Source organism: [Pantoea] beijingensis (assembly GCF_022647505.1).
Lineage (GTDB): Bacteria > Pseudomonadota > Gammaproteobacteria > Enterobacterales > Enterobacteriaceae > Erwinia > Erwinia beijingensis.
In genome coordinates this window covers 1,146,480-1,170,479 of the sequence record NZ_CP071409.1, presented here as the reverse complement: position 1 = coordinate 1,170,479, position 24,000 = coordinate 1,146,480, and the positions used below count along the sequence as shown (strand labels likewise).

Genomic DNA, 24,000 nt, shown 5'->3' with positions numbered 1-24,000 from the left:
TAAAATGAATAAAATATTTCCTAAGCATTTTTTATGGGGCGGCGCTTTAGCTGCAAATCAGGTTGAAGGCGCATGGCAGGAAGACGGAAAAGGTATTTCAACATCCGATATGCTGCCAAAAGGCATATTCAGTGACCCGGTCAAAAGCCGTGACGGCGTAAGCAGTATTAAGGACGTCGCCATCGATTTTTATCATCGCTATCCGCAAGATATTTCTCTGTTTGCTGAAATGGGTTTTACCTGCTTAAGGGTGTCGATTGCCTGGTCGCGCATATTTCCAAACGGTGATGAAAATGAGCCGAATGAAGCAGGAATGGCCTGGTATGACAAGCTGTTTGATGAATTACTACAGCATAACATTCAACCGTTAGTCACACTTTCTCACTATGAAATGCCGTGGGGGTTGGTCGAAAACTACGGCGGATGGGGTAACCGTAAAGTTATCACCTTCTTTGAGCGTTACGCCCGCACGATGTTCACGCGCTATCAGCATAAAGTAAAAATGTGGTTGACCTTCAACGAGATCAATATGTCGTTGCATGCTCCATTAACCGGAGTGGGGTTGCAAAAAGGGTGCAGCAAAGCAGATATTTATCAGGCTATTCATCATCAGTTAGTGGCAAGCGGTATGGCAGTTAAACTTTGCCATGAAATTATCCCTGACGCGAAAATCGGTAATATGCTGCTGGGCGGCTTAACCTACCCACTCACATGTAAACCAGCAGATGTGTTTACGACCCTGCAGGATAATCGGCAGTGGCAATTCTTTGGTGATGTGCAATGCCGCGGGCGCTATCCGGGCTATATGATGCGTTATTTTCGTGAAAATGACATTGTTCTGGAGATTGCACCAGAAGATGACGAGGCGCTCAGCAATACGGTTGATTTTATCTCCTTCAGTTATTACATGACCGGTTGTGTCACGGCAGATTCAGGATTGGTAGAAAAACTAAAAGGTAATGTCCTGGATATGGTGCCAAACCCGCATCTCGAAAGTTCAGAGTGGGGATGGCAGATAGACCCTCTCGGCTTGCGTACGCTGCTTAACGTGTTGTGGGATCGATATCAGAAACCGCTGTTCATTGTAGAGAACGGTCTGGGTGCCCAGGATCAACCTGATACTACTGGTGAAATCAACGATGATTACCGCATTAACTATCTGAACGAGCATCTCGTCCAGGTAGAGGAAGCCATTGAAGATGGCGTCGAGGTCATGGGTTATACCTCCTGGGGGCCAATCGATATTATTAGCGCCTCTAAAGCGGAAGTCACTAAAAGATACGGGTTTATCTATGTTGATTTACAGCAAGATGGCACTGGTACGCTTAACCGCAGCCGTAAAAAAAGCTTCTACTGGTATCAACAGGTGATTGCTACGTGCGGTGCCTCGCTGAAGAGATAGTGAATTCTCGGCAGCTCGTCTGCGAGACGGGGCGCACCATAACGCTGTTTTGCCTCAGTAAATGCCTGACGGACAGCCCCATCGTAGACGAGCGAGCCAGCACTGCCAGGTGCGGATGTCAGTGATGTCTGTGACCCAGACCTGATTGGCCCGGACAACAGTAAACTGCCGCTGCACGCGATCAGGCGCTACCACTGAAGCTCTGCCGGCAATACGACGCGCAGCTTTATAGCCGCGTACGACTTTAATCCGGTTCAGTTGCATAACACGACCCACCCGGTTTTTGCCGCAGGTTTCCCCGATTTCGTTCAGATCGCCATGAATCCGCCGGTAACCGTATACGCCTCCGCTCAATGAATATGAGTCACGGATAAGCGTTAGTAGACGCTGGTTATCTTTATCACGCGCCGAGACCGGGTTGTGCAGCCACGCATAGAACCCGGCCCGGGCATACTGTTCGCTGTTATCAGGTTTGATAGCCCGTAGCCACTTGTAGAGGCTGTGTGCAGAAACACCCAGACGGTCAGATACTTCGGCAACAGAATAACCGCGTTCCGTTATTTGACGGACGGCTTCTTCCTTAAATTCAGGTGTAAATCGTGGTGTGCCCATATGCTCCTCCTTGTATCTCGAAAGTGGATTACTATGAACTGGCTTAGATTTGGCAAGGTCTGTGTAGTTCGATTCCTCCCGGGGGTATTAAAGTCCGCAGCATAGCGATTGACGCACAGGCTGAGCCGTTCATCTGAAGCCCGAACAGTTGTCCGAACTTCAAATCGTATTTGCAAGGAGGGATATAGATGAGCGTGTCAAATCAACGTTGTGCAGGCATAGATGTTTCAAAAGGTACTCTGGATATTGCAATCAGCAATATTGCCAGCCAGTTCACTGTACCAAGCGGGACTGACGGTTTTACTCAAATTATCGGAGAATTAAAGCGAAATGAGACAAGATTGATCCTCATGGAAGCAACAGGAGGGCTGGAGTCAGGTGCGGCTTGTAATCTTCAATCGGAAGGCTTTGACGTTGTCGTCATTAACCCCCGTCAGGCCCGAGATTTTGCCCGTGCAATGGGCTATCTTGCAAAGACGGATCGCATTGATGCCAGAGTATTGCTTCAGATGTCGGAAGTGATGAACCAGCACCCAGAACGGGAAAAATACATCCGTCCCTTGCCTGATGCACACAGGCAGATTCTGGCAGCGATGGTGGTCAGACGCAGATAGCTAACAAACATGCTTACAGCCGAACGAAACCGATTACACCCCTCGCATCCTCAGAGTTATGAAAGCATCAGATCAATTATTTCAGCACGAGTGAGCTGGCTCGTATTGAAGGTAAAATGGCGATTCACATCAAGAGCCATTTCAGAGAGTTATCTGATCTACTGAGTGCAGTTAAAGGTGTTGGGGCTGCGACAGTTGCTGTATTGCTGGCTGAAGTTCCTGATCTTGGTTCGCTCTCTCGACATGAAATTAGCGCCCTTATTGGGTTGCTCCAGTAAACAGGGATTCCGGTAGGATGCGCGGTCGCCGAACAGTATTCGGGGGGCGAGCTTCCGTCCGTACAGCTCTCTATATATCAGCCTTGGTTGGGACGAGGCACAACCCGGTAATTAAAGAGTTCTATACACGCCTGGTCGCCGCAGGAAAACCCAAAAAAGTTGCACTGACGGCCTGCATCAGAAAATTGCTGACCATCCTGAACGCAATGCTGAAAAAGAATGAAGCATGGGATCCGATGTATCATCAGCATGCTTCGTAGTTGCGCTCGAAAGACAGCGGCTATGCTCAAACTATAGGGCAGGATCGTCTACCTGAGCGGGGTCAGTCCAACCGTTTTTACCAGAAAGATAATGCTGCACGGCGGCAAGCCGTAGCTCAAGTGAGAACTTGGGACTACTCATAAAAACTGCACCTTAGTTAGTTGGGTGTCCAACTTTTGGGGTGCAGTCCAATGACGCGGGCTTCTGTTTTTTATGCTATTTGCTACCGGTCTATGCCAGACGCGAAATCATTCCCACTCAATTATCAATGAAATAAAAATAAGCTTAACTAACAGTTAGTTATAACACCTATCTTTCTCGATACCACAATCTATACCATGCAGAGATTTTTTTATTTTTTCTGCTCATCGACGTTTATTCAGCTCAGGATCATGCTGAGAAGACTCTCGCATAACATGAGTTCAATATTTAATTAAACATAAAAAACAGCTAGTTATATAAATTACGCACAACATCCATTTGAACTTCTTAGCAGATTCTAGCCACCCGTGCTGGCACATTTTACCGACCATGACATCTCTTGTATTTCATGCCACTGCCGCATGGACAAGGGACATTACGGCCAATCTTTCTGCTCTTGCGACCAAGGGAGGCTTGTTTTTCCTGTTCGAGATTGACCGTACGTACAGGATTGGTCATTCTCGCTGCGTCTTCATAAATGTGGACGTTTTCTGCCGTTTGCTCTGTCGGTATGTAAACTTTGAAAGACCGCGCCTGGACATAAGTACCATCGGCACTAACTTCAGCCACAACGCCAATGATGTTAGTAGCCTTGACGCTCAACGCACCTGCGCTGGCCTTATTGTTCACCTTAGTCCAGTCAATTGGATGGCCATGCCGTTGAAGCCATACGAAGAGCGGCATACCGTCCCCGCCCAGAACAAAGTAACGAACGGGATGCTGAATCAGTGTTTTGCGAAGATCGGTCAGCATCTTGGCCAGATTATTCCGCCCTTCCTCTCCTAGGTCACGGATATGACTCTCTGCTGAAAGCCAACCGCTAGCTCGGGTGCTATCGAGTGCTCCAAGCAGCTTCAGAACCTCTTCCGGGAACTTCTGACTTGGGAACGGCTTATTTTCCCACTCTTCACCTTCGAAGGTCCTGTCAACGATGTCACTCATGCCATCCCAGACAAGCATGTTCGCTTTCTCTTCCTTCAGCTGCTCAACAATATCCTGATCGAAACGATTCTTCTTAAGATAAGCACCCAAGTGATCGAACTCGTCGAAGAGATGAGCTCCACGTATCCCAGCCACAGCTTGCCGCACTTCCATGTAGTGCATGAACTCGCCGGGCGTGGGTAGGAGTCGCTTGAGCACAAACAAGTCGTCGATGGACAGTGAAATAAAAGCATACTTTCCAAGTAGAGGCTCAACCTGCGGTAGCTCCTTACAATACGTGGAAAAAGGCGCGAATGACTCGACGGTTAAACCGATAGGAATCATCACCCTGTAGTCAGAGCGACGCACACGGCAACACTCTTCGTATTTGCCATCCACGAGGTGATAGAGGGACACTTCATCCGCCGAATTCATATAATTGAAGAAGCGCGCACATTGTTTATATGCCTTGAGTACTAAGTCCTGTACTGATTGAGCATGGCGGCCAAAATCAAGCGCCGGTGATGCAATGGTGGCAGCTGCACCAGCCTTGGCCTCAACTAGTAACAGCACATCATCGACCAGGATCAGAGTATCGTTTTCGGACCACTGCTTGCTGTCAGGATCCTTGTAGTAAACCTCCTGGAGAACTGTGGCTCCCGGAAGCTGGGCATAGAGAATGTCGGCAAAGGCTGCTTCGCTCATTATTTTCTGCCGATCTTTAAAGACCTTATTGTAATCCGGCTTTCGCTGAAGGAGGTTAAATAGGAGCGCACGATACCCCGCATCGCGAGCAAAACAGGGATCTACTGCGTAGTAGTCCGGCCCAAGCTGAATTAGAGGTTTCTTACGTGCTGGCAGTGTCCGAAAGGGTGTCCCCTTAAAATCACCCGCGGCGAAGAACTCAGTATCTTCTCCTCGCTGGTATGACAAGTCTGCTAGCAATGTCGGTGGCAACTTCGTGTGACGGCTTACATTGGCAATACCACCGCGAAGCATATCCTCCATCGCCCCTCGTGCCGCTTTGGACTGCTCCTCATGTTCAGCAACCCATGACTCCATAGCGTCTTCCATAGACTTACCTTGCTCTATCGAAAAGACCTTTGCCGCCTCAAACTGCTTCTTCATCTCCGTAATTGCGTTGGCGTGCCCGGTACGAGTGGCGTCGGCCATAGCCTGAAAGCCTTCTGCAATATCGGTTGCACCAACACCATACACCTCCTCCAAAACATCATTGTGAGGTGCCAGAACGTATCGATAAAACTCGCCTTCCAAAACTTGATAACGATTCCCACGGATCATGACCCAGGTGGATTTCGCACGGAATTCAATGTCGGCCGTGTTAGGACCAAAGATGCCATCTTTGGTACCAGCGGAGGTAAACATAGCAAAGAACATGGCCTGTTCTCTTAGTTTTCGGCCAAGTTCAAACAGCTCAGTGCACCGTACTTCGTCGAATTCCATATCCGCGGGTGCGGCATCAGATGCCAGAACAGCGTGAACATACTCCAGTAAGAACTGGGTTTCATTAAACACGTCATCGGGACCATCCTCTTGAACTTGCTTTTCACCCCCAATTTGATTGCCCATTATTTTCATCATGTGCTGAGCGTAGATGTATCCGAGCAAATCATGCGGAGGCATTTTTGCAACCAACTCACGCATTCGGGCAGCGATGGACTCCATATCCTTCAATAAAGAAGCAGCACCCCTCTTTCGATCTTCTTCCATATTCATTCTTATCACCCCGTTTTGAACTACTGATCTTTCGAGCACCATAATGCCCACTCGTCAATCATATCAGCTCAGTCCTGCATCTTGGCTTTACGCTGTTCACGATAATCGGCTTTCTTATATATCGTCCTTAATCTGGTTACGTCGAGGTTTCGAGCCCTGACTGTAGTGGATAATTTTGCCGGGAGTACCTAGAGAGCTAGCCAGCTTAATGGCAACGCTACGGGTGCTGGATAAGCGCTTAATCTATCGATCGAGAAGAGGTGTGAAAAGATCTCGGAGAGCCGTATCGTCAAAATTATCAAATTCACTCTTGTTCGAAGACGTAAAACTTGGAGAGGGAGCAGGACTACTCTGGTCTTCAATCTCACCGATACGATCCTCGATGGCTGAAACGGCACTCTTTAAAACAGCATCCGGCACACCGAAACGCGGCGCGAATTTTTTAAGGGCATCTATACGATCCGATAAGGAGGACTCGCTATCATCTTCGCTGATGCGACTGGTATTCTCCTCGAACTCTTCGAGCACAGCCGTCTGCAAGGCATAGGTGATGTTGACGGGAAGCCCTTGCGCTGCATCAACCACATCAATAAGCGTAGATAGGATGTCACTTGAACTCCAGCGTATCGTGTCCGCGATCGCCTTTTCAAGAAGCTCCAGTAATCCATCTTCGTAAATGAATGGCTGCCCACATCCTTTTTCTCTTAACCGACAAAACAAGTCGATCAAGGCTTCTCCATCTAGCCATGCACCAAACCCTTGTTGTGGATTGCGGGCAATTGTCATGATGCTATCAGCAAACCTCCGTTCGCTTGTAAGTTGCCACCAATCCATCAGCATCCGTAGCCGCTTAGAGTTTGCAGCGTCGTTGTATTCAAGCGAGCGAGCATCGCCAGATCGCGGACGCCAGTGCGGACGAGTTTCGAGCATCTCCAGCATGGCAACGCAGGCTCGGGCAATCTTTGCTTGATCGGCTTCGCTGAGGCCGCTTGGATACACGAAGTCCCACAAGCTCGACAACCAGTCTATAGAGGCTGCCGTAGGGACAAGGAGAATAAGGAGCTCAGTGTCCAGCAGATAGGTTGAGAGATAGTCTTTTAATGAGGGGTTGAGAAAGGAGACCCTTGGTCCGCTGATATTGACGATATTGACGAAGCTACCTTCTAGGATACGAAGGGCTTCTTCGAAATCCTTAGGCCCATGCGCTAGGCCGTAGGTTCTGCTCATCGCTGTATGTAAGGGCTCAAAAGATGAGCGAAGGGTCACCAATGATACCCCATACTCCGCCAGAAAAAACATCGCTATCAAAAGGTGCCTGCACCGATGATCGATGTGTGTGCGGAAAGCAGTGTCCCAAATCTGGCTAGGATTATTCAGCGCGTCGATAAAATCTGCAGGGTAGTTGGCAGGTTCAATATCGCGGACACGAAATGCGTCTGTCATGGCCTCGATGACACGCGGGTTATAGTTTTTATGATCAACAATTTCCCCAAGCTTCTTGCTTTCCAATAGTGCCCGGATATACGACTGAGGTGTCTCTGAGACGAGAAGATGATTGTAAAGAATCCGTGCCTTGATCCGGCGTGTATAGACACCAACATCGAGTACATACTTCGTCACATCGAGGCGCTGATCGCCAAGATATTCTGAAACCCTCCGGGCTTCCTCAAAAATGTACGCCCGCGTCGTCAGAATAAAACGGGCATTCGGTGAGCGACGTACTCGGCTCATGAACCGCGCCAAATCAGAATCTTTGTGTGCCAAAGCTTGCCGGTCAAGAGCAACCTTTCCCAAGAAGTCGTCGAATAGGAATACCTGCTTTTTGCTGTCGGCAATAGCAGCGAAGCCGTCCTCCAGACTACGGATGGGAACGAGCTCCCACTGCTCACTCAGGAAGGTGTAGCAAAGCATCTCGGCCAATGTCGTTTTGCCGACACCCGGAGGCCCGGAAATGATAAGAAGGCGATGCTTCTCTAACGTAGCAAGTGATTCGTCGAAGCTGAGGTTTGATGCGTAGACACGTACCTTCTGTTCGATGTCTTCTCGCGTGAACGCAGCAAAGGTATGGGCCGCCGCGCGGATGACTCGATCCAGAACACCTGCGCCGGAAAGCCATAGTTTGATGTGCGACTTGAGAATATCTGGATACTTCCGGAGAAGGCCGTTGATGTCCTCCGGACCAAAAATATCCGCTTCAGACCCCAGACTGGGCCCTATGAGCGGAGCGAGCTTACTCTTGCCAAGCGGAGTAAATTTACAGGAGGTCGCAAGAATGTAGCGAGTGGGAGCCAGCTTATCTATTGACGAACGCTCACGTTTCATAGTTGCTGTCAGTTTGCCGAATGACGAACCTTCATAATGCTTCGCCTGTAGAATGACTCTACCATTGGCCTGCGCGTGCCGACCATCAATGCCGCCGTCGGGCCCTGCGCAGAATGCTTCGAAGCGAAGCCCTTCTTCTCTTCCAATGAGATCTCGAACAAGATCCTCAAAGTCGGCCGATGATAGATTTTTGAAGTCGTAACTCATGCTGTCATATCGTCCACAGCGTCGGTGACTGTGTTCTCATTCGCAAGTGCTATAGTCGCTAGCGCTTGTGGCCCCATCATCATCTCGTAATGTGCGAGGTGATTTGTAACTTCGAAAATCCTGCGAAAAACATCGAGATAACGGGTGACCATCGCATCATCGGCAGAAATGTACAGGTCATCGTTGAAACTGTGCGACCCGTCATTCACCCAAGTAAAGAGCGAACCACATATTTGCTGGTCGCGGCCCTCGAATCTCGCGCAGATGTCATCCTTATCGAGGTTTCCGAGAATCTTGAAGTAGTTCTCGAGGATGCGTCTTAGCGTGTTTTGGATCGCAATATTTGATCGGTTCGGCGACCTGACTTCAGCCCAAAGGAGCTCATAAGAAGTACTGATCGGGTTGTGATTGTAGCTGGTGATTACGGATACATCGTTCACCTTCCGCACAATCCAAAACGTCTCGTGTGCTCGGCATTCTGTGCCGCGCTTGGGATCGAAAGATACTTCCTTGAAGTGGTCAACAAAAACTGGCCACCGAGTTAGAGTTTTTCCAGTATCGATTTTCCGATTCGTTTGGGGGTAACCCTCCGTTATATTCGTGCGGTCTTAGTGCGCTGTAATATCCAACGATATAATCCGTTATGGCGTGAGCTGCCTCGCTGAAGCTTACGTAACCCACCACCGGCATCCATTCGTTCTTCAGACTCCTGAAGAAGCGTTCCATTGGGCTGTTATCCCAGCAGTTTCCGCGCCGGCTCATACTCTGCCTGCTCTGGTATCGCCACAATAACTGCCGGAACTGCCTGCTCGTATAATGACTGCCCTGATCGCTGTGGAACATCACCCCGCCGGGCTTACCACGGGTTTCCCATGCCATTTCCAGCGCTTTCATGGTGAGCCTGCTGTCCGGCGAGAACGACATGGCCCAGCCCACTGGTTTTCTTGCGAACAGGTCGAGAACAACGGCGAGGTACGCCCAGCGCTTACCCGTCCAGATATAGGTCACATCACCGCACCACACCTGATTTGGCTCGGTCACGGCGAACTGCCGTTCAAGGTAGTTAGGGATAGCAACATGTTCATGACCACCACGTTTATACCGGTGAGTCGGCTGCTGACAGCTGACCAGCCCCAGCTCTTTCATGAGCCTGCCAGCAAGCCAGCGTCCCATCTGGTAGCCTCTCCGGGTTGTCATTGTGGCGATGCTTCTTGCTCCGGCCGAACCGTGGCTGATGCCATGTAGCTCAAGTACCTGACTGCGTAATACAGCCCGTCTGCCGTCTGGTTTTTCAGGACGGTTTTTCCAGTATCTGTAGCTGCTGCGATGAACCCCGAACACATGGCAGAGTGTGACCACAGGATAATGCGCTCTGAGTTTCCCGATTATCGAGAACTGTTCAGGGAGTCTGACATCAAGAGCGCGGTAGCCTTTTTTAATATTTCATTCTCCATTTCAATGCGTTGTAGCTTTTTCCTCAGCTCACGTATTTCGATTTGTTCTGGTGTTATCGGAGAGGCTTTTGGTGTTTTGCCCTGACGCTCATCACGCAGTTGTTTGACCCATCTTGTCATTGTGGAAAGGCCAACATCCATAGCTTTGGCGGCATCTGCCACCGTGTAGTTCTGGTCAACAACCAGTTGAGCGGATTCGCGTTTAAACTCTGCGCTGAAATTTCTTTTTTTCATTGGAGCACCTGTGTTGTTCTGAGGTGAGCATATCACCTCTGTTCAGGTGGCCAAATTCAGTGTGCCACTTCACCTTATGGAAGTAGATATTGTGCGTCAATAGAAAGACCTGCTTTATAAGCCCAGCCCCTCCGCAAGCCTCATCGAGCACGCGTTTGATCAGAGCACTGACGATAAAGAGCACATCACTGTCGAGGCTAGAAACAGGATCGTCGAACACGACGACTCGCTCCGCGTTTATACCGCTTGCGTTCATACTGCCTCTAATGAGATGGTAAAAGTAGAGGAAAGTGATGAAGGTGCGCTCTCCCTCGCTAAGGGTGGTAGCAGCTTCTCTCCCATCTCCTCTCACAATTTCATAGAGGTTTTGATGCTGGCCAGTGGTCGCGAGTCGGAATCCCGTGAAGCCGAACGATCTTAGAATGGCGTTAATCTCGGTAACGGTTGGCTGAACACTCGTTACTTCGCGTTCCAACGCGGCAAGTTCGTTACTGGCCGCTGCAAGTGCCGCTCGCTTTGAAGCAAGACCAGCCGTCAGGCCAGTTACGGCAAGATCGAGCCCCCTTTTCGCGGTATCGTGGTCAGTGAATGCGAGTCTCGATTCCTCAAGTAAACATCTCCAGATTTGCGATACAAGAGCGGCCCGTTCGGTCGCCAGATTGTCAACCGTCGCATTGTGTTTATCGATCTCAGTATTCGCATTGGAGATAGCCTCTTGAAGGGAGGTGACGATTTCACCAACAGGCTCAAGCGTGACTTGTGAACTTGCCTCTTTCCGTTTGCGGTCGATTTGCCGAAGATTCAGCTCTAACCGTGCCGAGAGTCGATCGATGTCGGCGCGAAACGCTACCACATCAAGATACTTACTTCGCGCGCTGTGAATCAATTCGAGCCGAGCCAAAAGGGTTTTGGAGTAAGTGTCATATGCCTCCCTTATGCGGTCGATTGCAGCGATATCAGCAAGATAGGTCTCGTCAAAGTAGGCATTCAATTTTGTTTTTAAAGAGTCGTTCATCTCCTGCTGGCAGAATGGGCACTGCGACCCCGCTTCATCTACATAGCCAAGGCCTTGCCGTACCCAGTCGCTGTTGCCGAGGCGACGTATAAGTGCAGCGATGTCGACGTCTTCTTTTCCTACAATTTTTTTCGAGAGAACTGCCGAGCCTTCGAGGAGCACAAGGTCGTTGGCGTCAAACACTACGATGGGTGTGAGCCGTTCAAGCCCTTTCTCAAAAATTGTCAGTGCACGTTGTTTGAGCTCGTCAAGCGGAACAATCTCAGCAGAGTTCTGCGCCCACTCCATTAGGATCTTGTCGCAAAAGTTGACCTTAGAATTTCGGAAGCCAGTGAATGCCTCTTGAAAATGAGGATCGTGGACTGTCTTGATCTCCCAGCATTTCTGTTCGATACCAGCCCTTAAAGCCTGGAGCTCCCCGAGTTTGCCGGAGCTTACGTCGCCCAAGGTATTTTGGAGTTGAGCAATGTCGCGGGTCAGGGATTGCACCTGGGCGTTCGCCGCTTCGATCTTGGCAAGCGTTTCAGCCTCTGCCTGCCCTAGTGTGAAAATGCCCGGCATCTGTTGAGCGAAATTCCGAAAGCAAAAGTCACTGTTGTAGACCAGACACTCTAATGGCTGGCCAGTCCATGTAACTGCGCAGGTAGGTTTTCCGGCGGGGTTCGCAATGACGCGCGAAATAGTTGTTTTACCCGACCCGTTGGTGCCAAAAATAAAATTGATAGAACGAAGTCCTGACAGACGTTGTGTATTTACGCCGTAACTTGCTTCGTTTGCTATTTCAATATTAGACAGCATTATTTTCCCCTTTCGCACGGCTCCCGTGTCGATTACTGGTTCCCCAAAGCGCGAAAATGCTACGTTGTCAAGACTACTCCCAATATAATGTTCAGTATCAAATCCAGGCACTTCATGGCAAAAACTTCTGATTACAGATAATTTTCCTTGTAAAACCTATAATATCATGACATTTGAGGGGCGGTTCAATGCATGACATGTGATGGAAACATAGGTCAATCACCCCCATTATTTTCATGAAGATCTCGTGACTTCTGAAGGTTGCTCCAGAAGTCCTCATCCGTTCCAAACATGCCTGCAAGAAGGCGCCCCTCATTAGCGTTGAGACGACGCCGCCCGCATATGATATCCCCAACATCCTGGAGGGAAACCCCCATAGATTCCGCCAGTTCATCATGAGACATGTTCAGCGGTTTTAAAAATTCCTCTGTCAGCATTTCTCCCACTGTCACAGGCCCGGCAGTATCTGCTTTTGTGTAGTATGCAAGAATCTCAGAACGCCCCTGCTCATACGTCAGCTCACCTGAAATAATACGTGCCTTAATGGACTCGTACAATGGAGTACCACTGGGGTCCATTCCTTCAAGTCTCAGTGAAGCCTCTGCTTTGCGAAAGCCCTCATTGCGTAACCGTGAATCGGGAGTCTTGGACATAGTTTTTCCTTTGAGTTGCAGAAGTAAAGTTCTCTCAGTGAAAGCGTCAGCTCGCGCTCCCCCATAAACTGACGCGCTTGATTCAAGATTTATTATTGCCGGATAAGCTATCTCCGGCAAAATCATCGTGTTCGCGGTTATCCCGACGAGTAGCTGTTTGTTTACGTATATGAGTCGCCAACTCCCCTCCAATAGTCCGTTGGACACGAGAAGAATCGCTATTTCGCTTCATTGTCTGGTATTCAGCAGCTCCGTTAGCCATACTGCTTCCCATATGGCTTGCCATGCGGCCAGCTCGTGAGAATGAAGCAAACCCCTGACTTCCTCCGCTGGCGCTAACTGAACTGCTCCCTGCTGACGAACCACCGGAACTGCCTGAGGGTTGGCCTCCAGAAGTATCTACAGAACCGGTATCTTCCCCGCCGCCAAATCCTCCAGCGGAACCGCCTCCACCACCTGAACCAGATTCCTCGGCCATGGCAGCTTGCGCAGACTCGAACGCTGCCTTTAATGCAGAGGTTCCGCCGCTGACTTGAGCTGATGCCCCCATTGCCATTGCTCCAGCGCCGCTGATGGCAGTAGCGGCAGCGCCGGTAATCATACCCGCCCCAAATCCACCAATCCCTTGTAAAGAAGCCCCTCCTACAACACCTGATAACAACAGTGGTAGCTTATTCGTTAATACTAACAGGATAATTGACGCCAGAAGCAAAACGATAAGACTATTAAGATCAGGAACATCATCTTTAATAAGAGAAAAATATTGATCTATAAATGATTGTCCTATCCCAATAATTAATGTCATCGTGAATAATTGAATGCCAATCGATAAAACAGTTCGTAAGTAATTAATTGCTATATCAGAGGTCCATTTCGAACCACCAAATCCAAGCAATATAACTCCTGCATAACATAATACCCATGCAGAAACCAACATGATTAGCATATTTATCGCTATAAGGGACATCACTACCAAAACGATTATCGCGACTGTTATCATAATGGTGGATATCATTGGCGACCAAATTGATGCGGCGGAACTGACCTTTGTTAATATCGCAAACGCCATATCAACTATGCTTGAGGGCGAAATACCAGTACTTATTCCTAAAGCGTTTGCTGCAAGTTGTCTCATTGAATTAATTATGGATTGCGATATGGATGGGCCGTTGATTAAAAGATAATAAAAAAAACCAATGACGGCAAAAAAGCGAACTATTTCAGCAAGTATGCCTGTCAACCCTTCCCCTTGCATCGCCATCATACCAAATGTCCAAACCATACTTATTAATACCAGCCCCCAGAAGAGCCAATTTGCATAGTCAGCAATTACTGTTGTCCATGTACCGGCTACTTGTTGAAACTTATCTAATAAAGAATCAAGTAGCCCGCTACTATCTAATTGACCAGCATAAGCATTTATAGAAAAGAAAAGCATGATACCTAAAAAGGTGAGCTTACTTACTATTTTCATGATTACCATTCTCGTTTAGGGCTTGGTTTATTATTACTCCGCAGAGCACATTTATCGCATTTATTTTCATCAAATTTATTATCTGGCGTCGATAAATAATCTTTATCATTTTTATCGCAAAAACATATAGCCAATAAACTGATCAGAATAAATACAATCAAAAGATTGCCTTTCATTCTGCGTTTCCTCACCAAATTCGCTTCGGGCTTGGTGTATTCTCTCCAGCTAACGCTTTTTCATCAGCGGCTATCTGTTGTGATTCTTTATCTGCCTGAGCCTGTGCCAGTGTTGCTGCAGCGTTTTGTTGGGCTACCAGAAGCGAGCGGATTTGCAGTAACTGGTTTGTCTGTGCACTGGCAAGCTGGTTTGCCGCCTGAATAGCTTCCATTTGCCCTTGTGCGCCACTTGCCTGAGTTTGTAATTCGGCAAGATTATCAGCATCGCTCTGCAGGGTGTTCTGCTGTTCGTCAATTACCTTAAATACTGCGTCATTGGCCTTTTTACGCGCCCCTGAGCTGTTCTGTTCAGCTTCACGCAGTGCACTAATTTCAGACGCGGTACATTCAACATTGCTGTTAAAGCAAGGTGATGTCCTGTAGTAGTTAACATCCTGATATCGTTTCAGGTACGCATCGAGACTCCCAGCCTGATTCTTGTAGTAATTAAGGGTATCCTGCACCTGCAACAATTTATTAATTGTTGAATTTGCCTGGTCCCAGATATAGGCCGCAGGAGCTACGGTGTTCTGCAGCATGTTTTCATACTGCTGCAGCTGCGTCTGGTACTGCTGGATTTGTTTAGCCACAGCCTGAACGTTGTTAACTGCGCTGATTGTGGTCTGAACCACATTAGTGCCATCAATAACGGGAATTCCGGCCTTCACCGGTAATGCCATGACGGACGCCACGAAAGGAACTATTAAACCTTTTTTAGCGGCTAAAATCCCTCTTTGTAATAAAACCACTCGGAACATTAAATTCATTTGCTCACCTCTTTTTCATCAGTTAAGTAATATTTAACACACTGTCTGTTAACGGACGCAGGTATATAGGAAACCACACATTTATTTATCCAAGATTTTATCCATAATGTTCCTTAGTTCTTGCCGGGTTGATTCTATTTTCGCAAGCAAGGTTCTTATCAACGTGGATGAAAAATCAACTGTTCGAGGATCATTTGCGAGCCATAATTTAAGTAATCCGCCAAGTCTTCCAAGATCAGCGTTTACTCGGCTAAGTTCATTAACCTGTTTTATATCTACGATAGAATCAACCTGATAACCCATTGCAACTCTACGAACAAAACAGGCAACACTTAATCCAGATGCTTCTGCATTTTCTTGGATGAGAATTTTTTCTTCGGGTAAACAATAAACTTTTATTGGCGTACTATTTTTTCTAGTCTGAGTAACTTTCATATAGCTCTCCATACAGGCGGTAGCCGATCAGCCTCGCAGAGCAGGACGCCCTTGAGCCGCGATGCGGCGAATAGGGAGTGGTAAAGTTGGAACACCGTAGCGGTGGGCCTACTTTACATGTCCTGCCCTGCAGTTGCCGTTGTATATCTGTGCACGACAATGTGTATTTCAGTGTACAGGATGTGTTTTCTTAGCGTATTAATATAGGATTACTCGAGTAAAGATCTGCAGCAAATGTGTTTTTTGCAAGGAAACTATATTTCTCCCTTTTGAAAATGACCTTTAGTAGTTATAAATGGGCGTCCACCAACTGTATTTATGTTTCGATATATTGTAAGAAGTCTTTTATTTTCTCATGCATTTTTTTACTTACCTTGTCAGAGCATGTGCATTGCAGATTTTAGCGGCTAAAATCTACCCCCCTATGCATAAGGCTAAGGGTGTACCTCATATGTCATGAAAACCTACCTCAAGTGTCTATATAACAAGTGCGTAGGTAATCTCCTCTTCTGGCGTCCAACCATCGGCCTTTGGCCGATTCTAGATTTGAAAGCGCCTGCTCAGGCTGGCGATTTCAAAGCCTGAAGATACTGAATGATCCTATAAATACTGCTGAATAGTTAAAAAATCGGGCCGCTGTGACACGCTATCGGGCCGCTATAACACGTTATCGGGCCGCTGCAGCACACTATCGGGCCGTTGTGACACGTTTTATCTTGGCACTTTTTATCTCAATGCCAATTTCAAGCAATTGCCCGGCATCTTCTTTCAATCGTCGACGATAATTACGCAAAGTCATATTACTCGTCCCTTCACCACAAACTGCCATTATCAACTTATCCATATACCAGCCTCCTGAAGGATTATGTTTATGAGTTAAGACGTGACGAGCAACAGCCTGGCTAATACCATGTTGTAATCGAGCGATGGGGCCAGGGGGATAATAAAAATGCAAATCCCTTTTCAACAACATTGCGAGTGCAACCCCCAGACGGACACGCCATAAACGACGTTTTCCCCCAGTCAAAGGATCAGGCCGAGTCATAGGTGATGGCACTACGTGATCGATAAGCCCCCCTATTATACAGTCGCCGCTTCTCTCCAGCTCTGGCGTTATAATTTCAACTGTTGCAACGCGAAGATCTATAAGCAATTTTTGTATGCGGCCATAGCTATATTGTGCATCGGATAGCGTTCGGCGTACTTTCGCTGGATCTACTAATAATTCGATTCCACCATCAGAAATTTCACGACGTTGCTCGGCAACATATAATATTGTCTCCACGATATCGGCATGACGTTGTCCGAGCCGACCGGTAACACGACAACGTCCGAAACTGGTTTCCATCCACTGTCCCTTTAACTCTTGAGGACGCTGGCTTGGCTGATATAGAACGACCCTTGCTTGCCATGCTGTACTTGTGGGTGCCACTTTATTACCAGTAGTCATTGTCAGCGCTACTCCAGGCCGATATTCTTTCTTTAGTAAGCTTTTTATTATTCTTCGAGCTGAGCGCCGTTATTCTTAATACTCCCCCCTCATGTCTCTGTAACCAACGATCTGGGGCACGTTCACCATAATTTGCTTTATTGATTCCAAATCTAACAAATTGACCTCGAACACCATCAGCAATACCGTACGTCTTTGCTTCTAAGGCGGTCATTCCAGCCAGATAAGATTGCCACCGTATATTATCAACCAGGACACTACTACCTCTACTTGCCTGTTGTATATCACCAACTCCCATCATGGCAGCACCTTTGTTTGAATGGTGTAGAAATATAATCGAACACCCAGTATCGGCAGCAATACCTTCTAGCTTTCCAATGACTTTGGACATTGCTCCGCTATTATTCTCATCTTCCTGGTGGAAACGGCGAAGAGTATCCAGAATTATTAACCGTCTACCTTTTGAAATTTCATTGATCAAGTTGCTCCAACGTGGCAAGAAAATATTTGGGCACTTTCCTACCAAAGGTTCAACTAGTAACTTATCAGCTACAATCTGCTGCTCTCGTGCTGTTAGATATTTTCCCAAAGCATATAAACGATGGTGAATGATAGTTGCCGAGTCCTCCACAGGCAGATAGGCCACTAACCCGGTTGGATATTCACCAAAGTTTAAAAGGTCTACACTACAAGTAATCTGCACAGCCAGTTGTAATGCCAGCATTGACTTTCCAACACCTCCCGGGGAAACAATCGCTCCGACGGTACCAGCAGCAAGATTAGGCAAAACGTAATCAATTGGTTGTGGCTTAGCTTCAAACGCTTCCATTATGTTCAATGACATTACAGTTACCTACCTAAAACAATACCGGGTCTAGCCGCTTTAAACATTGCTGATTTACGATCCGCAATCCACTGTTCTACTTCAGACAGTTGCCATGCAACATTTCGGCTGGTTAGCGCTATACGGCGAGGAAATTCGCCTCGTTGCTCAAGGTTATAAATAGTCCGGGCTGACAATGGGATCATTTTCAGAAGTGTTTTTCTATTAATAAGCGTGCTATTTGCCTTTGTTTGCATTTGCCTTCCTCCAGTTTCCAATCAGGCCTATACAATGCCAAGCATTACCACTTGCTAAAACCTATTCATTGGCTAAAATGGTTGACATGAAAATTACTATTTGGGAAGGCTGTGACCTCACAGTTGAAGCTGCAATTAAATTATTTGTAGAGCGTAGTTCTCCGTACTCCATATTTTCACGGAGGTATCCAATACTGCGTCTCATACAGGAAGTTATTGATCCAGCAGTAGCTGCTTATGTAAATTCCCTACCACTAAGTCATAAAGACTACATTTCGGGAGCAAATTTAGGATTTAGTGAAGTACTTAAAAAAGTGGATTTAAACGTCGTAGTACAGGCACAAAGACTTCTTTTGCGTAATTTCATCCTAACTTTAGATCGTCAAACTTCTCTTGATAAATGCCTTATTGCTACGATTGAATCTCTTATTGAGTTAGTTAGTGAGTGTGCATCCAAGCGGCCGAACAAATCCTCACCTGCAAAGGGGGTAACTATAAATTCACAGCGTAAACTCGGTTTTTGCGAGTTCTGCGGTAACCAGACTGAATACTCTCAATTTATTAGTGAAATATCAGAATATACTGCTAACGATATTGAGTTTTCCTACCATGAAAAATTGGTCCTTAGCCATCAATATTGTTCGAACCATAGGCCCAGACTGACCGATGGCCAATGGAATCCCAAGTACAGACAAGGAAAACGTTCTTCCGAACAGTTTAATAAAGAACTAATAAGACTGAGACGGCAATGTGCTAAACCAAATAAAGCCAATGCAAGCTCAGGGGATCGATTAATTGACGACTATTTTTTCCATTGGATTCAGTCAAAAACCTTGATGCCAGCAGATATAGGTGAACTGAGAAATATAGCACAACGCATGGCTGAATCTAAATTCTCCGACACTAAGAAAATAATACTTATATTAATGCATCAGGGATTTAATCAATCTGAGGTTGCACAGATTTTAACGAAAAATTATCACTTACCTATGACACGTCAGGCCGTGTCGAAGGCCTTAGCAACTTTACGAAATGAATTCTATATTTAAAGAGAGTATTGACTATTTCTCGGGGCATCCTTGAACAAGAAAATACTTTCTAACACCCCCATAAATCGTTCACAAATATGGCGCTTGATAAATTTTAATTAAAAACACAATATAACATCACAATATAGATTAAGTAATATATTGCTAATTTTGTAATTTTAATGATTATAATTAACTAAATCATATACTTAACTAAAATAATAACATTCGCATCCATTTAAATTAGTAGGAGCATACAATGATGCTCCTTAAAATAAATATTAATTAGTATGGATACTGCCTGACTTCAATGGTCCATCAATAACAGCACTTACTCCACCTCTTTCTTTTGAAGTTGCGATAACTAACTTGTTTGCCGCCCGGCTCGCTCCCAAATAAATTCTTGATACATAGCGACGCCTTGCTCCTTGGCTTATATAGTTATACGCTAAATCAGCCTCATCGGCATGGATAAGATAAACCGTGTCAAATTGTAACCCTGCAACATATTCTGGCATGCTAAAAACGAAACGACTTTTGGCGTACCGTAACTCTTTCATATCCTCTCGAGTAGTTACCGATACATACTTACCATTCAAACGCCCCGCGTTTAAATATGCACTAAAAAGTTCCTCGTTAAGACATAGTACCGCTACTTTTGCACCACCAAGTTCGGATGCAGAGACTTTTGCTTTTCTAAAAACATCATCCACTAGAGAAATATTTGTGTCATATTCAATGAGCCTTGTTAATTCACCATCAACCTTATTAGACTGTCCAACATATGATCTATACTCTCCTTCTAAATCAATGGCAGGAAATGAACCATCAATATCTTGCAGGAATCGTGTTATTTGCGGTGTTGACCTATATACTTCATTTAAATCTACCGGGACAGACTCGCCAACACCTGGGTTCTTAAATTTTGAAACACCACCACCATAAGATGCATCACTAGTACTCTGTTTAAGATCATAAGCCATTATAAGCGGCCATTTTCCATCATTTTCGGCATTAGGTTTGAACAAGCTTTGTAGCATCATTGCCTCATTTCTTGTAAAATAATGATACTCATCTACAAAAATGACATCAAATCCATTACTTTCGCATAATTGATCCCACTCGTGAGTTGATAAGTATCTCGCAAAGTCGGCAATCATTTGATCTAGGCCGAACATCTTATGTTCTCTAATTATTTTCCTATATTCATCATGTATTTCCAGAATAATTTTCCTGTGCATTGGATCCGGTAAATTCATTTGCCAAGGTTCGCGCTGAGATTTTATATAATTTTCAGCATCGGCAGTACCTTTACGTATAACTTCCGCATCTAAAATACATGCAAATTCATTCATAATTTCATCTAATAAGATGTGTCTATTTTTTTCATCCATCAATCTACTTTTAAAGGATTGGCAATTATTTAATAATGATAAGTTAATCCTAGGGTCTAGAATGATTTTATTGATTGAGTCATTTATGAAATCCTTTTGCATTTCTCTGCCTGAACTACCATCTATTGATAAAGTTTCTAATCCTTTCTTTTGATAATCGAGTAACTCTCGGGCCAGTTCATATAAAGTGCCAATCCAAAGTTTCTTTTTCCCAGATGGTACGCATAGTTCAGCCCAGCGACTTGAGGGATCCAATGAGTAAAACATACCACGTATGACTTCATGCGCCAGTGCCGAGCTATGTGTTATAAATGCAAATATTTTTTCTCCATAATTATCAGCATCTGCGTACATATCACGCAAAAATTTCACAGCCATTGCTTGGGTTTTTCCTGTCCCAGCTACACCTCTTAGTCTTACTGGGCGATCCAAGGGTTGATTAACAAACTTAAGCTGCTCACTACTTAATATTCTATCGAGCCAATCTTGTAATGTCCCGGAAGTAGTAATTTGATAATTTAAAGGCTCACTCAATAAAATTCCATAATTCCCAACCGGTGCTAATTTTTGAGTGTCAGTAACAAGTGCTTCTAAGAAACTATCAATAGCATCATCGTAATAATCCAGATCTATATCTAAAGATTCTATGGGTTTTATTTCTTCCGTAACTGCAAAAGCATATATATTTGCCCCCCCCCGAGGAGAACGTTCAAAACAAATCCTACATCTTCTGTTTTTGAAACCTATCGACTCAGCATGTATACTCAAAAGTGAATTGTGGTTATAGGGGTTCCATTGAACAGGAATAGAAACGCTACGATCAACATTGCGCAATCCTACGCGTAAAATCCTTTCAAATACACTTCTCGTTTTTGCTTTAGTTCTAAAAACACCATCATTACCAATGCGAATTACTAGTAACGTGCTTTCGAGTTCGGCCTGCTTCGAAAGTAAATAAATAGTTTCGTTTATCTCAACACGCCTTAAACCTTCTACATTCTCAGGAATAAAAAAATCATTGAACCAATCATCATCTATCAAAGCAGCATCAAGAGTCATCAAGGCATTATCATCAATTACTAAGGTTTTATATTTCATTTAGTCAATTCCTTTAATGTCGTTATATCTTCAATTGATAACTCTATTGCTGCAGAACAATTATCTTCGAAATCAGTTTCCATGCCAATACGAGAGAAAAGAAAAGCTAATTTTTGTGAGATAGAATATTTTATTGATTCATTCAGTCGACCAATTCTATAAAATCCATTGGGGTCGCCGTTAACCCTTGCATTTACTTCACTAAAGTGTAAACCTTCATAATCCATAGAGTATATATTACGAAGTAAAACAACATAACCAATGTTATTATTGCATTTTGGTATTTCTGGTAGAAAAAAGAAATCAGGAAATCCGCCAGTGCCTTCAAGAGCTTGGATTAACTCTTTTTTAAATCCCTTTTCGTTACCCCCCAACAATGAGTGTATTTCCTTGTATGAAGATAATGGATTAACTTCATTGACCCCGTGATGAATTATATACAACACCTTTAATTTATTTATAATTTCTCTATTTTCATTAACATCTAAAGAATGAAGTATTTGTTCTGGCGTATCGGTTCTTAACCAGTCATAGAGACTAGAGGAACTTAGTGTTGATAGGTTTTCATTTCTCGATTGAATTTTCTTATTCAAAAACAATAGACATTGTTCAGTTTGTTTTTTATTTATTTTCTGAAATGTAGATTTTAGCCAATGGTTTGCTAAAAAATCTTGGGCTGTCACTATTTCTAACCAGTTGTACCTATAACTAGATTTATTCTGGGCTATATCGCAGTCCGCAGTTATGATTAATCCGAATTGATGACTATCTTCTTTTTCTTGAATGGAATTAATGTTTTTCCGTATAATATCACCTTGCCTGACTTCATCATCTTCATCCTCAAAATCATAGAAGTAGCTTTGCATTAAATAAACTCCTTATTGATTACTATCTAATCCACTGTTGCATCTAAAAATTATAACAATTCAGCTCGTTAGGTACTAGATTACTTGCCGGAATCATGTCGGTAGCTGGATTTGATCCACATATCCCTCCAAATTTTAGCGGCTAAAATCTTCTTCTGATGTCACAACAGGCAAGAATTAAACTTAATCGATTGATTTTATTCACTTATTAACCCATTCATCAATCATATTAGCCCAATCTTGTAGCATCTCTTCCCTCTGCTCCCGATATTCGGCCTTGTTATAAACAGCTCGAACCCCTTTCTGTTCATGCGCAAGGCACTTCTCAATCCAGTCAGTATTGTACCCAGCCTCATGTAACAAGGTACTAGCTGTACGCCGTAAGTCATGGGGACCAAACTTTGGCAATGACTGCCCTTCTTTCTGTACCAGGCGATACGTCAGTGTCAAAACCCGGTTTAAAGTAGCGCTACTCATTGGCGCATCGGAATCGTACCGCGAAGGAAGGATAAAATCAGAGCTACCGGCAAAGGTTTTGAGAGCAATCATAATATCCATTGCCTGTTTGGAAAGAAAAACCAAATGTGGATTACGTCGTTTCATCCTCTCCTTTGGTATCGTCCATAATGCCTCACTAAAATTGATCTCGTTCCAGGTTGCGTTAGTAAGCTCACTTTTACGTACCATCGTTAACAGCAAAAGTTTAACCGCTGCTCTGATTGATGGAGTCGTTCCTACCCGTTCCATGTACCGATACATCAGACCAATTTCAACTGGCGTCAATGCCCTGTCACGAGGCTCAAATTTCGCTATGCTTGCAGGCCGTACCAGATCAGCTGGATTATCCACCTTCTGACCGCGCTCAATAGCCCAACGATAGACTTGCAATACAATCTCTCTGGCGTGCACAGCTGTCGCCGGTGCCCCTCTCTCGACAATGTTATCGGTTAATGCTCGTAAGTCTTCATGTGTAATCTCGGTCAATTTCTGCTGCGCAAATTTTGACTTCAACTCCCTTTGATATACCGAACGCCGCATATCACGCGTCGATTCAGCCATTTGATAACCGCGTAACCATTTCTCAGCCCATGCACCAAAAGTCTCCGCATCTTTGATACGCGCTTTATCTCTGGCTTTTTCCCGCGCAGGCGATCTTCCACCGGCAACCATTTTTTTAGCTTCATTGAGCCGTTCACGCGCTTCTGCAAGCGTAATCCCTCCAACACCATAGCGGCCAAACGTAACGGTCTCTTGTCTTCCGTTTATTGAATAGTTGTAGCGAAATGAGATCGTTCCAGCCGGAGTCACCGCAACATACAGACCATCGCGGTCATTAACTTTATAGAGTTTTTCCTTCGGCTTAAGGTGGCGCAACCTGGTGTCAGTTAACATGGTTTATTGTTTTCCTTTATCAAAAAATACCATGTTGTAAAAAATTCAGAAAAGTTATTTAACTATCTGTTTTTAATTGAGTTATAAAAAAT

The 24,000-nt window shown here is 45.3% G+C and carries 18 protein-coding genes and 2 pseudogenes; 3 read left to right on the top strand and 17 right to left on the bottom strand.

Features of this window, described 5'->3' with window-relative positions:
* Positions 1-4: 4 nt before the first annotated feature.
* Positions 5-1,402 (top strand): glycoside hydrolase family 1 protein, encoded by a 1,398-nt coding sequence (locus J1C60_RS05270; protein ID WP_128179163.1) that lies wholly within the window; start codon positions 5-7, stop codon positions 1,400-1,402.
* A gap of 93 nt (positions 1,403-1,495) precedes the next feature.
* Here J1C60_RS05270 and J1C60_RS05265 read toward each other — a convergent pair.
* A pseudogene (locus tag J1C60_RS05265) lies at positions 1,496-2,014 on the bottom strand (transposase); the annotation flags it as partial.
* A 188-nt stretch (positions 2,015-2,202) separates the two neighbouring features.
* Here J1C60_RS05265 and J1C60_RS05260 point away from each other — a divergent pair.
* Positions 2,203-3,166, top strand: a pseudogene (locus J1C60_RS05260) (IS110 family RNA-guided transposase).
* A 523-nt stretch (positions 3,167-3,689) separates the two neighbouring features.
* Here the strand turns inward: J1C60_RS05260 and J1C60_RS05255 are convergent.
* The 13 genes from J1C60_RS05255 to J1C60_RS05195 form a co-directional block, all read right to left on the bottom strand.
* Positions 3,690-6,068: a YecA family protein gene (locus J1C60_RS05255; RefSeq protein WP_128179161.1), complete on the bottom strand. Its 2,379-nt coding sequence runs from the start codon at positions 6,066-6,068 to the stop codon at positions 3,690-3,692.
* A 201-nt stretch (positions 6,069-6,269) separates the two neighbouring features.
* A complete protein-coding gene (locus J1C60_RS05250; RefSeq protein WP_128179160.1) occupies positions 6,270-8,555 on the bottom strand; it encodes an nSTAND3 domain-containing NTPase in 2,286 nt (761 codons plus the stop codon).
* Positions 8,552-9,118 carry an AAA family ATPase gene (locus J1C60_RS05245; RefSeq protein WP_242080473.1) on the bottom strand — a complete coding sequence of 189 codons (567 nt, stop codon included), beginning with the start codon at positions 9,116-9,118 and terminating at the stop codon, positions 8,552-8,554. Before J1C60_RS05245 ends, J1C60_RS05250 begins: the two co-directional genes overlap by 4 nt.
* A protein-coding gene (locus tag J1C60_RS05240; RefSeq protein ID WP_128177241.1) for an IS3-like element IS911 family transposase occupies positions 9,075-10,243 on the bottom strand; the annotation gives its coding sequence in 2 pieces (ribosomal slippage) (positions 9,075-9,994 and positions 9,994-10,243; 1,170 coding nt in all). The genes J1C60_RS05245 and J1C60_RS05240 overlap by 44 nt, the downstream gene beginning before the upstream one ends.
* Positions 10,212-12,056, bottom strand: coding sequence for an AAA family ATPase (locus tag J1C60_RS05235; protein ID WP_242080471.1), 1,845 nt, complete (start codon positions 12,054-12,056; stop codon positions 10,212-10,214). Before J1C60_RS05235 ends, J1C60_RS05240 begins: the two co-directional genes overlap by 32 nt.
* A 215-nt stretch (positions 12,057-12,271) precedes the next feature.
* The gene (locus J1C60_RS05230; protein WP_128176024.1) at positions 12,272-12,709 is read right to left on the bottom strand and encodes a HigA family addiction module antitoxin; all 438 of its coding nucleotides are present in this window, start codon (positions 12,707-12,709) and stop codon (positions 12,272-12,274) included.
* 82 nt (positions 12,710-12,791) lie between these two features.
* Positions 12,792-14,183 (bottom strand): P-type conjugative transfer protein TrbL, encoded by a 1,392-nt coding sequence (trbL, locus tag J1C60_RS05225; protein WP_128176022.1) that lies wholly within the window; start codon positions 14,181-14,183, stop codon positions 12,792-12,794.
* 2 nt (positions 14,184-14,185) lie between these two features.
* On the bottom strand, positions 14,186-14,359 hold the full coding sequence (locus J1C60_RS05220) for a hypothetical protein (protein WP_164877269.1): 174 nt from the start codon (positions 14,357-14,359) through the stop codon (positions 14,186-14,188).
* Between the two features lie 11 nt (positions 14,360-14,370).
* Positions 14,371-15,165, bottom strand: coding sequence for a P-type conjugative transfer protein TrbJ (gene trbJ / locus J1C60_RS05215; protein WP_128176020.1), 795 nt, complete (start codon positions 15,163-15,165; stop codon positions 14,371-14,373).
* An 81-nt stretch (positions 15,166-15,246) separates the two neighbouring features.
* Positions 15,247-15,600: a conjugal transfer transcriptional regulator TraJ gene (traJ, locus tag J1C60_RS05210; RefSeq protein WP_128176019.1), complete on the bottom strand. Its 354-nt coding sequence runs from the start codon at positions 15,598-15,600 to the stop codon at positions 15,247-15,249.
* 688 nt (positions 15,601-16,288) lie between these two features.
* Positions 16,289-17,050, bottom strand: coding sequence for an ABC transporter ATPase (locus J1C60_RS05205; protein WP_070244556.1), 762 nt, complete (start codon positions 17,048-17,050; stop codon positions 16,289-16,291).
* Positions 17,037-17,894, bottom strand: coding sequence for a helicase RepA family protein (locus J1C60_RS05200; protein ID WP_128176015.1), 858 nt, complete (start codon positions 17,892-17,894; stop codon positions 17,037-17,039). The genes J1C60_RS05205 and J1C60_RS05200 overlap by 14 nt, the downstream gene beginning before the upstream one ends.
* A 5-nt stretch (positions 17,895-17,899) precedes the next feature.
* Positions 17,900-18,130, bottom strand: coding sequence for a helix-turn-helix transcriptional regulator (locus J1C60_RS05195; protein ID WP_050927029.1), 231 nt, complete (start codon positions 18,128-18,130; stop codon positions 17,900-17,902).
* Positions 18,131-18,216: 86 nt separating this feature from the next.
* Between J1C60_RS05195 and J1C60_RS05190 the strand changes: the two genes are divergently transcribed.
* Entirely contained in the window at positions 18,217-19,179 is a 963-nt protein-coding gene (locus J1C60_RS05190) for a LuxR family transcriptional regulator (protein ID WP_235859152.1), read from the top strand.
* A 260-nt stretch (positions 19,180-19,439) separates the two neighbouring features.
* On the opposite strand, the gene J1C60_RS05185 is transcribed toward J1C60_RS05190, so the two are convergent.
* From J1C60_RS05185 to J1C60_RS05175, 3 genes are all read right to left on the bottom strand, one after another.
* Positions 19,440-21,650 carry a UvrD-helicase domain-containing protein gene (locus J1C60_RS05185; protein WP_128176011.1) on the bottom strand — a complete coding sequence of 737 codons (2,211 nt, stop codon included), beginning with the start codon at positions 21,648-21,650 and terminating at the stop codon, positions 19,440-19,442.
* Positions 21,647-22,516 carry a hypothetical protein gene (locus tag J1C60_RS05180; RefSeq protein WP_128176009.1) on the bottom strand — a complete coding sequence of 290 codons (870 nt, stop codon included), beginning with the start codon at positions 22,514-22,516 and terminating at the stop codon, positions 21,647-21,649. The genes J1C60_RS05185 and J1C60_RS05180 overlap by 4 nt, the downstream gene beginning before the upstream one ends.
* Before the next feature lie 201 nt (positions 22,517-22,717).
* On the bottom strand, positions 22,718-23,908 hold the full coding sequence (locus tag J1C60_RS05175; protein WP_128176007.1) for a tyrosine-type recombinase/integrase: 1,191 nt from the start codon (positions 23,906-23,908) through the stop codon (positions 22,718-22,720).
* Positions 23,909-24,000 lie beyond the last annotated feature (92 nt).

Excerpts from the sequence above, each read along its gene's own strand:
- J1C60_RS05270 (WP_128179163.1), top strand. The coding sequence starts at position 5 with ATGAATAAAATATTTCCTAAGCATTTTTTATGGGGCGGCGCTTTAGCT.
- J1C60_RS05255 (WP_128179161.1), bottom strand. The coding sequence starts at position 6,068 with ATGGTGCTCGAAAGATCAGTAGTTCAAAACGGGGTGATAAGAATGAAT.
- J1C60_RS05250 (WP_128179160.1), bottom strand. The coding sequence starts at position 8,555 with ATGAGTTACGACTTCAAAAATCTATCATCGGCCGACTTTGAGGATCTT.
- J1C60_RS05235 (WP_242080471.1), bottom strand. The coding sequence starts at position 12,056 with ATGCTGTCTAATATTGAAATAGCAAACGAAGCAAGTTACGGCGTAAAT.
- J1C60_RS05230 (WP_128176024.1), bottom strand. The coding sequence starts at position 12,709 with ATGTCCAAGACTCCCGATTCACGGTTACGCAATGAGGGCTTTCGCAAA.
- trbL (WP_128176022.1), bottom strand. The coding sequence starts at position 14,183 with ATGAAAATAGTAAGTAAGCTCACCTTTTTAGGTATCATGCTTTTCTTT.
- J1C60_RS05220 (WP_164877269.1), bottom strand. The coding sequence starts at position 14,359 with ATGAAAGGCAATCTTTTGATTGTATTTATTCTGATCAGTTTATTGGCT.
- trbJ (WP_128176020.1), bottom strand. The coding sequence starts at position 15,165 with ATGAATTTAATGTTCCGAGTGGTTTTATTACAAAGAGGGATTTTAGCC.
- traJ (WP_128176019.1), bottom strand. The coding sequence starts at position 15,600 with ATGAAAGTTACTCAGACTAGAAAAAATAGTACGCCAATAAAAGTTTAT.
- J1C60_RS05205 (WP_070244556.1), bottom strand. The coding sequence starts at position 17,050 with ATGACTACTGGTAATAAAGTGGCACCCACAAGTACAGCATGGCAAGCA.
- J1C60_RS05200 (WP_128176015.1), bottom strand. The coding sequence starts at position 17,894 with ATGTCATTGAACATAATGGAAGCGTTTGAAGCTAAGCCACAACCAATT.
- J1C60_RS05195 (WP_050927029.1), bottom strand. The coding sequence starts at position 18,130 with ATGCAAACAAAGGCAAATAGCACGCTTATTAATAGAAAAACACTTCTG.
- J1C60_RS05190 (WP_235859152.1), top strand. The coding sequence starts at position 18,217 with ATGAAAATTACTATTTGGGAAGGCTGTGACCTCACAGTTGAAGCTGCA.
- J1C60_RS05185 (WP_128176011.1), bottom strand. The coding sequence starts at position 21,650 with ATGAAATATAAAACCTTAGTAATTGATGATAATGCCTTGATGACTCTT.
- J1C60_RS05180 (WP_128176009.1), bottom strand. The coding sequence starts at position 22,516 with ATGCAAAGCTACTTCTATGATTTTGAGGATGAAGATGATGAAGTCAGG.
- J1C60_RS05175 (WP_128176007.1), bottom strand. The coding sequence starts at position 23,908 with ATGTTAACTGACACCAGGTTGCGCCACCTTAAGCCGAAGGAAAAACTC.